This is a genomic window from Roseicyclus sp., from assembly GCF_965662675.1.
In the GTDB taxonomy this organism is placed as follows: Bacteria; Pseudomonadota; Alphaproteobacteria; order Rhodobacterales; family Rhodobacteraceae; genus Roseicyclus.
Genome location: NZ_CBFIIK010000098.1, coordinates 1 through 10,525 on the forward strand (window position 1 = coordinate 1; position 10,525 = coordinate 10,525).

The following is a 10,525-nucleotide window of genomic DNA, read 5'->3' on the forward strand; positions in this document are numbered from 1 at the left end:
CAAGAACACGGGCAGGGTGCGCCGGGCGGCCAGCAGGGCCAACAGGGCCAACATGCGCCGCGACGCAATCGACCCGCCATCGACACGACCAAGCGCGAGGACCAAGCCGAAGCCAACGCGCCGGCTCGACACAGCGCTGACCGGGGCCAGTCCACCGGTATCAACATGCTTGCCTAATCGAGGATCTGAGAAATGTCGGATACGAGCACGCCAGAAGGCAAATCCAAAAAAGGGGGGATCATCAAGATCTTGCTCTTCGTCATTGGCGGGCTTGTCCTTGTCGGGGTCGGACTTGGGGCAGGGTTTTTTCTGTTCGCCAACAATGTCACGCCCTCCGAAGAGATCGACATGATCATCGAGCGCAAACTGCAAGAGGCCGGTCAATTGCCGCCTCCCGAAGAAGAGGAAGGCGAAGAGGCCGGTCCGACACGGATGGCCAAGCCCGTCGAAGAGACCGGCACCTTCATCACCAGCTATTACGAATTCCCCGGCAATTTCACCACCAACCTGCGTGGATCGCGCAAGTTCTTGCAGGTCAGCATCGGGGTATCGACGCAATACGACGAAACGGTCGTCCAAAATGTCGAAACCCATCAACTCGCGCTGCGTTCCGAGGTGCTGGGCGTGATCAGCGAATTTACCGAAGAGGATGTGCAGGGCAAGGACGGGCGCGATGCCATTGCCGCGCGGATGCGTGACGCGATCAATGCAAAGCTCGAGGAACTCGAAGGCTTTGGCGGCATCGAAGGTGTGCATTTCACCTCCTTTGTTCTTCAATAAGGGGGCGGGGACCAAGTCATGGTATCGTCTCGCAAGCTCAGCAACGAAGAAGTCGAGGCGCTGATCGAGGGCCTGAGCAAGTCATCGGGCGGCTCTGACGGGGTGTTCCTCGATGGGGAAAACTCCGGCGTCAGGCCATTCACCTTCGGTTCGGATGATCTGTCGCTTTTGGGCGATTATTACGCGCTACGGATGATCAACGAGCGCTTCAGCCGCTTCGCGCGGTCGGTCTTCTTGCCGATGCTGCGGGTCCAGCCGCGCATCTCGTCCTTTCCGCCCGAGGTCAAGACCTTCGACGATTACAGCGCCGCCTCCGAGAATTTCGTGAGCCTGACCAATAGCCGCATGGAAGAATTGCGCGGCAGCCAGTTGCTCGTCCTGCCGCCGAATTTCATCTCGCTTCTTACGAATTCCTACTACGGCGGCACAGCGGTGCGCCCGCTCAAGCGGGTGCAGGGCGAATTCACCGCGACCGAGCAGCGCGTGATCGAGATCGTGACCGAGGGGCTGAACGATGCCCTCCAGATGGCGTGGCGTGATCTGACGCCTGTCACCTTCTCGATTCAGGGGCGCGAAGAGAACATGCAATTCGCCTCTTTCGTCGATGGGGGCGAGACGGTGATCATCTGCTCTTTCGTCGTCCAATTGCCCAAGACAGAGCCCGCGACCTTCGATGTGATCTATCCGCTGCAGACGCTCAAGCCGATCGCTTCGCAGCTGCGCTCGCGGGTGCAGTCGGATTATGTCGATAATGATCTGTCATGGCGCCAGCGGCTCGAGCACGCGATCCTCAATATCCCGCTCTCGTTGACGGGGCGGCTCGCTGAACCCACGGCTGCGCTGCACAACCTGATCCATCTGCAATCTGGCGACACCTTCCCGATGCAGCTGCATGACGGCATCCAAGTCATGGTCGAGGGCCGACCGATGTTCATGGCCGAGCTGGGTCAGGTCGGACCGCAAGCGGCGCTGCATCTGACCCGTCGTATCAAAGAAACGGACGATTGAGGCTGAAGGAGACGAGATCGTGGAAGACAATCAAGACACCAAGGCGCCACAAGCCGAAGGCAAGGGCGAGCGTGCGAGCATCGAGAACCTGCGCGTGCTCGAGAATATCGAGGTGCGCATGACCGTCGAGGTCGGACGCACCGAGATCACGATCCGCGATCTGTTGCGGTTGAGCGAGGGGTCGGTGGTCGAACTTGACCGGCTGGCGGGCGATCCGCTCGATATCTTGATCAACGGCACGATGATCGCGCGTGGCGAGGTGGTGATGGTCGGCGAACGCTTTGGTGTGCGTTTTGGCGAAATCGTCGATCTGGAAAAGCGGGTGCAGGGAATTTGATTGCGTCGGGATCTTGACGGGACGTCGATCGCCATCGCACGCCAAATCAAAAAAGTGTTTTATTTCAGTTATATAGCTTTCTTTTTCGGGTTTGATGCAAGGGCTGGCACAAAGTTTGCCTTGTCTATGCATAGACCGAAGAGAGGGCGAAATGGCAGAGGTGAGCTTGACACAGGTAATCGTGGTCGTGGGGTTCCTCGCGGCCTTGATCGCTGTGCAGATCGTGCTGCAAAGACATTCGCGCGGCATCGGCAAGCGGCTTGGTCGCGGGCGCGAGATCCGTCTGCTCGAGGTTGCGGCCCTTGGCACGCATGACCGGCTGAGCCTTGTCGAGGCGGATGGTCAGCGGATCTTGGTTCTGACCGGGCGGCATGGTGCAGGGGCCTTTATGGCGCTTGGCCCGGCCGCGCCCGAACAATCGGCGGAGGGATGATGACCTTTCGCCTTTCCATCATCTTGGGCGTTCTGGCCGGTGTCTTGCTGGTCGCGCAAACGGCATGGGCGCAAGATCCGCTGTCGATGACGGCCGTGCGCGTCGGCCAAGACGAGACCGGTGCGACCACCTATTCGCTCTCCTTGCAAATCCTTGCGCTGATGACGGCGCTGACGGTGCTGCCCTCGATCGTGCTGGGGATGACTTCTTTCACCCGGATCATCATCGTGCTGTCGATCCTGCGCCAAGCCTTGGGGACCCAACAGACCCCGCCCAACCAAGTACTGATCGCCATCGCGCTGTTTTTGAGCTTTGCGATCATGACGCCCATTTTGAACGAGATCTACGACACCGCGCTGACACCATACCTTGCCGAAGAGATGAGCGCCGACGATGCCTTGGCGCTGGGCAGCACCTTGATCAAGGATTTCATGGTGGCCAACACCCATGAAGAAACGCTTTTGATGTTCTCCGACATGTCCGAGGAGGGCAGCTATGCCAATGTGGCTGATATCCCGCTTTCAGTGGTCTTGCCGGCCTTCATCACCTCCGAGCTGAAGACCGCGTTTCAGATCGGCTTTTTGATCTTCTTGCCGTTTCTGGTGATCGACATGGCGATCGCCTCGATCTTGATGTCCTTGGGCATGATGATGCTCTCGCCGATGCTGATCTCGTTGCCGTTCAAGCTTTTGCTGTTCGTGCTGGTGGATGGCTGGGCCATGACCGTGGGCTCTTTGGCTGCAACCTTCGCCTTGGGAACAGGAGGCTGAAATGGATTTCGATGCCAATATCGGATACCTGCGACTTGCGTTTTGGCACATCGTGCTGACAGCGGGGCCGGTGCTTGGGGTGGCGCTGGCGGTTGGCCTGTTCATCGGGCTTATCCAAGCGGCCACCTCGATCAACGAGATGACCCTGTCCTTTGTCCCGAAACTTGTCATCGTTCTTGGGGCGATGGCCTTGATGTCAGGTTTCATGCTCACCCAGATGACCGATTATTTCGCCTATATCTTCGGCGAGATCGTCGCGATCCGATAGGGGAGGGTGCGGCGATGGAATATGGTGCTTTGCCCGGCCTTGCGATGCAAGATGTCATGGATCAGGCGCTCATCTTCCTTGTGTTGTCGCTACGCATCGGTGCCTTCTTGTTGTCGGCGCCTTTCTTCGGCTCGCGCATGATCCCGCTGCCGGTCCGCATCGTGTTTTCCGCCTCGCTTGCGGCGTTCCTGATCGGGCGCGTGCCGGTGCCCGCGATCGAAGACCTGACCACGCTGCGCGTCTTGCCGATCATCGCACAAGAGCTTGCCTTGGGGCTGTCGGCGGGCCTGCTCTTGACGATCTTGTTCTCGGCCGTGGCTTTGGCCGGCGAAAAGGTGGCTGCGACCGCAGGTCTGTCCTTTGCCTTCCAGATCGACCCCAATAGCGGCGGGCAGATGCCGCTGGTCAGCCAAATCTTCACCTTGTTCCTGACGGTGATCTTCTTGTCGCTCAACGGCCATTTGGCCGCCTTCGCGATCTTGATCGAAAGCTACTCCTTCGTGCCCATCGGTGCAGGGATCAATTACGCCGCCCTTTTCACGGTCGGCGAGATCGCGGGTGGCACCATGTTCGCCACTGCCGCGCGGCTGATGTTGCCGATCGTGACGGTGTTGTTCTTGGTCAATATCGCGATCGGGGTAATCACCCGGTCGGCGCCGACGCTCAACCTCTTTTCCTTCGGCTTCCCGATCACCTTGTTTGCCGTTTTCATGCTGTTGTTCATGTCGACCGGGCCGATCGGCTTTGCCTTCCAAGACCTAGTCGCCGCCGCGCTGGTGGATATGGGCGATCTATTGCGGGGGGCTGCTCTTGGCCAGTGAAGACGACGACGCCCAAGAAAAGACAGAAGAGCCGACACAGCGGCGCCTCGAAAAGGCGCGCGAAGACGGCCAGGTTCTGACCTCCAAGGAAATGTTCGTGTTCTCGACCACGGCGGCGGGAACCATCATCTTGCTGTCGCTGGGCGTGATCTTGACCCAATGGGTCGGGCATTGGGGCGGGTTCTTCCAGTTCGAACGGGGCGAGGCCTTGAGCGATCTCTTGGCGGCGCGCCTGTCGGTGGCTTTCATGGATTTCTGGATTTTGTCCCTGATCGTGGCAGTGCCGATCTTGGTCGTGGTCATCGGCACGCAGGCGTTGGTGGGCCAAGGGATCAATTTCGCCGCCAGCGCGCTGGCCTTCAAGGGCAACAGGATCAACCCACTGAACGGGTTCAAACGCATGTTCTCGATGCATAGCTTGGTCGAGCTTGGCAAATCGGTGCTGAAGGTCGGTGTCATCGGAGCCGCGGCCTATTTCGTGATCATCGCCTACCTTCCGACAACGCTGACCTTGGCCTCGATGAGCGTTGATCGCGCCATCGAGATCGCCTTTTACGCGCTGATGATCTTGATGGGGGCGTCTGCGGCCATTCTGGGTGGGATCGGGCTTCTTGATTACGCTTGGTCAAGCCATGAGCATCTGAAAAAGCTTCGGATGAGCCGCCAAGACCTCAAGGAAGAAAGCAAGCAAAACGACGGCTCACCCGAGGTCAAGGCGCGGATACGGCGGCTGCAATTCGAGGCAAGTCGCCGTGCCGCGCAACAAGGGCGTGCGCTTGAAGATGTGGGTCGCGCCACCGCGATCATCACCAACCCCACGCATTTCGCCGTGGCCTTGCGCTATGTGCCGGGCGAAGACAATGCGCCGATGATCCTTGCCATGGGGCGCGGGCGGATCGCCGAGGAAATCATCAAGCGCGGTACCGAGGCCCAGGTCACCGTCTTCCAAAGCCCGCTTCTGGCGCGCGCCTTGTTCTTCACCGGCGAGATCGGGCAAGAGATTTCCGACCTTCTGTTCACGCCGGTCGCGGCGGTGCTGGCCTATATCTATCGCATCGACCGCGGCGAAGATCCCGACATGCCCGATGTCGAGATCCCGCAAGACCTTCGCTTCGATCAAAATGGCCGCCCAACCACCGAGGGGGAAGCGTAATGGCCAAACGCGCCCGCCCCTCCAATCATCGCAGCCCGCGTACGCTGAGCGAAACAATCTCGACGCTTGTTTTCGTGGGGATGTCCGGCTGGCTCTTGCTCGAGGCGCTCAGCCTGATGGGACAGGCCCCAAGCTGGCAGGTCGGCGGCCTGTTCTTGTCGGCATTCCTGAGCTTGCTCGGCGCGTTTCGCTTCATGATCGCGCAGCTTTGGCGCCAGTTTCGCAAGGGGCGCGGGCAATGAGCGGCCCCACCCGTGCGATCTGTGGCAAATGCCGGCATTTCTATGTGACGCACGACCCTGCCTTGCCTTGGGGATGCCGTGCTTTCGGATTTCGAGCAGCGCAATTGCCGAATTTGCTGGTTTTCGCCTCAACTGGCACGAATTGTGCTCGGTTCGATGAAAAGCCCCCTGTGAAGACCCTCGGGACAAGTCGAAACGTCAGGAACTCCGCATGAGCACCCAAACCGCCACACCGACGATCGAAGACAGCATCAAGACCGCGCTCGATGCCGCCGATACGGCGATCACCGTCACCCGCGAATTCGATCAGGTCCGCAGCGATTACGCCAAGACCCGCGTCGAGGTGAAAGCCGTCAACCGGCAGATCATGATCGTTTTCATCTCGTCCTTGGTGGCATCGGTGATCGCGGTCGCGGCTGCTGGGTTGATCTATTTCCGGACCATGAGTGAAATGGAAACCACCAACGCCACCTCGCTCGAGGCGCTGGTGATCTTTGCCGAGAATGTCGATCGGTTGGCCGCGGCGACGACCGAGGCCAATGCGCAGGCCGCGCAGGTCGCGGGCCTTGTCGACAGCATGGGTACGCTTGAGGCCAAGATGAACGATCTGGTCGCAAGTCTTGATGCGCAGGCGGAAACCACGCTGGCCGAAATGACCAATGCGCAAACCGAACTCACAAATATCGTCAGCCAAGGGACTTCAGCGGTGGTCAGGGAACTCAGCGCCACCATCGCCGCCGAGCAAAGCGCGTTGATGGCCCAACTCGAGGCCATGCGCACAGAACCGCAGACCGGCGCTGCCGCCGGCACGGAGACCGAAACTGGAACCGCGATCGGGACAGAAGAAGCAGGGCCTTCGCCCTTTGACGAGATCAAGGCAAGTCTTGAGACGATGATGCTGCTGCAGCGCGAAATCTCGGCCAAGATCACCGCTGCAAGCACGCCCCCGCGCGCGCCTGCGCGAACCCCTCAGCCTCAACCGCCCGCACCGCGCGCCCCGCCGAACAGCAGCGACATTATTACCTTTCCCTGATCGGACGGCGACATGAACGACACATCCGCGATGGGCGACACGGCCGGGATAGACCAGCCGCTCAAGCCGTTCCTCAAGCTTGAGGCGCGCGGCTTGGGGTTGGCTGCCCGAAGTAAAAAGCTCAAGGCGGGTGATGTCTTGGTGGCCATCGATGGTGAGGTCTTCACCGGCGACGCCGAAATGCTTGCATTGCGGATGGGGCGGCCTGTGGCCGACCAAGAAGACAATCCCGAGGTCGACGCGACCGAAGAGGGCGTAACGGCGCATTTGCTGAGTTTTTCGCGCGATGGGAATTTTTTCCACGTGATCTTCGAGACCCGCCTCAAGGCAGGTTTCGAGAGCACTGATGCCGACGAAACCATCGCGATCTTGGCCGCTGTCCAAAAGCTTACCTTCGCGCCCTTGGATACATACCAGAATTTCGAAGTGTTCCGCGATGTCCGCAAGAACGCCGCCATGCATTCCACCGATCTCGAAGAGATCGCGACCTACGCGCCGGTTCTATGGATGCTCAACCACCGGCTCTTTTATCCGATGGTGGCGGTGGGTATCGTCTATGGCATCACGTTCGTCGCGCATTGGTCGATCTTCGTGATCAGCTATGTGCTGGTCTCAATCTACACCAAACGGGCGCAGATCGACCTGCTCCGGTCTTACAAGCTGTTCGAGGACAAGTTCTTTTGGATGGTCCTTGCCGAACCCGGCGAGGCCGAGGCGCGCGACACCTGCCGCCGGTTCGTTCCCGATCTGCGCTTCCAATTCGAAAGCCTGCCAAAGGCCAAGCCAAAAACCCGCGATGCCACTCGTCTGCGCGTCAAGCCGCAGAAAAGCGGCCAAGCGGCAAGGTAATTTCGCTCTTTCGGGTAAAGCTATGCACGCTTCGGTCGTTATATGAACCAGAGCGGAGAGATGCATGCGCAGGGAATTATTCGTCGGTCTGGATGTCGATCTTTACCCACGCCAGAGTTTTGGCGCGGGTGATGTCGTCTTGCGCGATGGTGCCGCGACGGATCGGCTTTTCGTGGTGCTTGACGGGCGGCTGTCCGGCGCGGGCATGGGCCGGCCGCTTGGTCCCGGCGATGTGATCAAGGCGGTCGAGTTCTTCGGCGCAAGCCATTATTCCGGCACGCTGCATGCGCGCAGCCGGGCCCAGGTCGCGATTTTGCCGCGTGCGGCGGTGCGGGCCTGTTTCGATGCCCAAGGCGCGATGACATGGAACCTTGCCTGCGCCATTGCGATCGAAGCGCTCGCTGCCGCCAAGGAGCACGCGTGATGTCGCCGCCACCGCGGCTACGCGGGATCGTGCATCAGCACCAGCTTCAGCTTTTGCATGGGGAGGTCGTCTTCATGCCCCAAGAGCGGGTCGACGCCGTCTATCTTGTCGAACGTGGGGGGGTGGTGGTCTTTGCCCCCTCGGGCAACCAGATTCTGACGGCGCTTGGACCGCTGCGCATCATCGGGTTGCGCGACATGTTGGCGGGTGGCCGCTGGCAAGGGATCGGTTTGGCCCATGGGCCGACGGTGTTGCGGGTATTCGAGACAAGCCCGATCATGCGGGTGATCAACGCGGCGCCCGATGGGCATCAGCGACTTTTGCGCGAACTTTCCGCATAGGCTGGAGCGGGCGCCACAAGGCGCGCCACGCTTTGCGTTTGCGCTGGGGATGCAGATCGTCGCCGATCAGATCCGCCCTGACAAAACCGCCGTGCGCTTGCGTTGAAAGGATGAGGCGATCCCCTCCATCTCGCGGTATTTGGCGACGGTGCGCCGGGCCAGGCGGATGCCATCTTTGGCCAAGATCTGTACGATGGCATCATCGCTCAGGGGGTGGGCCGGGGCCTCGGCCGCGACCAGCTTGCGCAGCTTGAACCGGATGGCCGAGGCGGCTTCGCCATCGCTGTCGGCGTCATTGGTGATGCTGGAGCTGAAAAACGCCTTGAGGCGGAAGGTCCCGCGCGGTGTGGCGATCATCAAGCTGTTGGTCACGCGGCTGATCGTGCTTTCATGCATGCCGATCGCCTCGGCGATGTCGCGCAGCACCATCGGCTTGAGGGCCGCGGGGCCTTTCTCGAAAAAACCGATCTGCTGGCGCAGGATTTCCGTCCCGACCTTCAAGGCCGTGTCGTTGCGCTGGGCGATGGCACGGTCGAGCCATCGCGCTTCCGATACCCGCTCCGAGACAAAGCTGCGCAGGGTGTCGTCCTTTTTGCCCGACACGATCTGCTTGGCATAATTCTGGCGGACCTTGATCGCGGGCAGGGTGGACCTGTTAAGCTCCACCGACCAGCCATCGGTCAGGCGGCGCACGATCAGGTCGGGCGGCAAGATCGGCTCGGCCTTGCCGGTGAAGCGCGCGCCGGGCTTGGGGTCGAGGCTGCGCAAAAGCCGTAGCATCTCGGCCATGCGCTCTGGCGTGGCCTTGCACAAACGCGCCAGACCTTTGACATTGCCCGCGCCAAGCATGGCAAGATTGTCTAAAAGGATCGTGAAATCCGGCGTCAGCATCTCGCGCTCGCGTGCTTGCAGGCGCAGGCAATCGCTCAGGTCGCGGGCGAAAAGCCCGGCCGGTTCGATTTGTTGCAGCCGGGCAAGCACTGTTTCGACGCGGTCGACCGCGACCAGTGTAAAGCCCGCGATGTCGGCCAAGGTTTGACCAAGCCAGCCCGACGGCTCCAGCGCATCGATCAACGCCAGCGCGATCATCTTGTCGGTCGGATCGGTGAACAGCCGCTCGGCCTCGGCGCAGGCATGGGCGTAAAGCGATAGCTCCTCATCCGCCGCGATCAGCGAAAGCGCGTCGAAATCACCATCGCCCACCGGGCCGGATGCACCGCTTCGGCCAAGATCGATCTGGCCCGTCTCGAACTGGTTGTCGAGTGCGGCCTCGGTGATCGGGGTGTCGCCATGCATCGTGCCACTGTCGAAATCGAGGGCCTCGCCATCCTTGGCTGCCTCGGGCTGGGCGACGGGGGCGATCTGCTCGTCTTCCTTGGCGCCGCCCGTGACTTCGAGAAAGGGGTTTTCCTCGGTTTGTTGGTCCAGAAATCCGCGCAACTCGATATTCGACATCGTCAACAGGCGGATCGCTTGTTGCAGCTGTGTTGTGATGACCAGCGATTGCTTGCGCTGCAGCTGCTGTGCTGGAAAGTACTGCATCTGGTTCACCTTTGCGAGATTACACGTTGATTTTGAAGGTTTTGTTTCCTTTTGAAAGGCTGAAAATTTGACTTTGGCCCCGACGGGAAATTGACGCGTTAACCAATTGTTAAGGTTTGCGAATTCCAGCACCCGGCCAGCAAGCAAGGGCCAGCGTCAGGATTACGTCGCCATCAAACAGGCCCACGGACCGCACCACAGGCAAGCTGCCCGATTAAACAATCCTGAAATGCGTCGTTTAGGAAGCTGAGCGCCTCGACACAGGCCTCGGGTTGAAGATGCCAGTGCTGGGATATTCAGGACGACCCGAAGGGACCCTGATTGGCTAACGCGGCGCAGGTGAGCTCGGATTTAGACAAGGAGAGACGACATGGCTCTTAATATCAATACCAACATCGGCGCGCTTGGTGCAGCTGCTGCGGCAACATCGGTCAACAAGTCGATGGAAAACGCGATGGAGCGGCTTTCGACCGGTCTGCGGATTAACACGGCCGCCGATGACGCGGCTGGCATGGCGATTTCAT

General features: G+C 60.1%; 15 protein-coding genes. 14 read left to right on the forward strand and 1 reads right to left on the reverse strand.

What is annotated here, in order from left to right; genetic code table 11:
• Positions 1 to 192 precede the first annotated feature (192 nt).
• From ACTG4J_RS12475 to ACTG4J_RS12535, 13 genes are all read left to right on the forward strand, one after another.
• Positions 193 to 780 (forward strand): flagellar basal body-associated FliL family protein, encoded by a 588-nt coding sequence (locus ACTG4J_RS12475; protein ID WP_439139976.1) that lies wholly within the window; start codon positions 193 to 195, stop codon positions 778 to 780.
• 18 nt (positions 781 to 798) lie between these two features.
• Positions 799 to 1,788 carry a flagellar motor switch protein FliM gene (fliM, locus tag ACTG4J_RS12480; protein ID WP_439139978.1) on the forward strand — a complete coding sequence of 330 codons (990 nt, stop codon included), beginning with the start codon at positions 799 to 801 and terminating at the stop codon, positions 1,786 to 1,788.
• A gap of 16 nt (positions 1,789 to 1,804) precedes the next feature.
• A complete protein-coding gene (gene fliN, locus ACTG4J_RS12485; protein WP_439139998.1) occupies positions 1,805 to 2,125 on the forward strand; it encodes a flagellar motor switch protein FliN in 321 nt (106 codons plus the stop codon).
• Positions 2,126 to 2,276: 151 nt separating this feature from the next.
• Complete coding sequence (locus ACTG4J_RS12490) at positions 2,277 to 2,558, forward strand: hypothetical protein (RefSeq protein WP_439139980.1); 282 nt, start codon at positions 2,277 to 2,279, stop codon at positions 2,556 to 2,558.
• Positions 2,558 to 3,328 (forward strand): flagellar type III secretion system pore protein FliP, encoded by a 771-nt coding sequence (gene fliP, locus ACTG4J_RS12495; protein ID WP_439139999.1) that lies wholly within the window; start codon positions 2,558 to 2,560, stop codon positions 3,326 to 3,328. Before ACTG4J_RS12490 ends, fliP begins: the two co-directional genes overlap by 1 nt.
• A gap of 1 nt (position 3,329) precedes the next feature.
• Positions 3,330 to 3,596, forward strand: coding sequence for a flagellar biosynthesis protein FliQ (gene fliQ, locus ACTG4J_RS12500; protein ID WP_439139981.1), 267 nt, complete (start codon positions 3,330 to 3,332; stop codon positions 3,594 to 3,596).
• A 14-nt stretch (positions 3,597 to 3,610) separates the two neighbouring features.
• Positions 3,611 to 4,417: a flagellar biosynthetic protein FliR gene (gene fliR, locus ACTG4J_RS12505; protein WP_439139983.1), complete on the forward strand. Its 807-nt coding sequence runs from the start codon at positions 3,611 to 3,613 to the stop codon at positions 4,415 to 4,417.
• On the forward strand, positions 4,407 to 5,570 hold the full coding sequence (locus ACTG4J_RS12510; RefSeq protein WP_439139985.1) for an EscU/YscU/HrcU family type III secretion system export apparatus switch protein: 1,164 nt from the start codon (positions 4,407 to 4,409) through the stop codon (positions 5,568 to 5,570). Before fliR ends, ACTG4J_RS12510 begins: the two co-directional genes overlap by 11 nt.
• A complete protein-coding gene (locus ACTG4J_RS12515) occupies positions 5,570 to 5,812 on the forward strand; it encodes a hypothetical protein (protein ID WP_439139987.1) in 243 nt (80 codons plus the stop codon). Before ACTG4J_RS12510 ends, ACTG4J_RS12515 begins: the two co-directional genes overlap by 1 nt.
• A gap of 211 nt (positions 5,813 to 6,023) precedes the next feature.
• On the forward strand, positions 6,024 to 6,845 hold the full coding sequence (locus ACTG4J_RS12520; protein WP_439139989.1) for a hypothetical protein: 822 nt from the start codon (positions 6,024 to 6,026) through the stop codon (positions 6,843 to 6,845).
• 12 nt (positions 6,846 to 6,857) lie between these two features.
• On the forward strand, positions 6,858 to 7,694 hold the full coding sequence (locus tag ACTG4J_RS12525; protein WP_439139990.1) for a hypothetical protein: 837 nt from the start codon (positions 6,858 to 6,860) through the stop codon (positions 7,692 to 7,694).
• Between the two features lie 64 nt (positions 7,695 to 7,758).
• Positions 7,759 to 8,118, forward strand: a complete 360-nt coding sequence (locus ACTG4J_RS12530; RefSeq protein ID WP_439139992.1) for a cyclic nucleotide-binding domain-containing protein — start codon at positions 7,759 to 7,761, stop codon at positions 8,116 to 8,118.
• On the forward strand, positions 8,118 to 8,459 hold the full coding sequence (locus ACTG4J_RS12535; protein WP_439139994.1) for a cyclic nucleotide-binding domain-containing protein: 342 nt from the start codon (positions 8,118 to 8,120) through the stop codon (positions 8,457 to 8,459). Before ACTG4J_RS12530 ends, ACTG4J_RS12535 begins: the two co-directional genes overlap by 1 nt.
• A gap of 66 nt (positions 8,460 to 8,525) precedes the next feature.
• Here ACTG4J_RS12535 and rpoN read toward each other — a convergent pair whose 3' ends face one another.
• Positions 8,526 to 10,001 (reverse strand): RNA polymerase factor sigma-54, encoded by a 1,476-nt coding sequence (gene rpoN / locus ACTG4J_RS12540; RefSeq protein ID WP_439139996.1) that lies wholly within the window; start codon positions 9,999 to 10,001, stop codon positions 8,526 to 8,528.
• 370 nt (positions 10,002 to 10,371) lie between these two features.
• On the opposite strand from rpoN, the gene ACTG4J_RS12545 reads away from it, so the two are divergent.
• Positions 10,372 to 10,525 (forward strand): flagellin N-terminal helical domain-containing protein (locus ACTG4J_RS12545; RefSeq protein ID WP_439140001.1); only part of this gene is annotated, 154 nt, incomplete at its 3' end.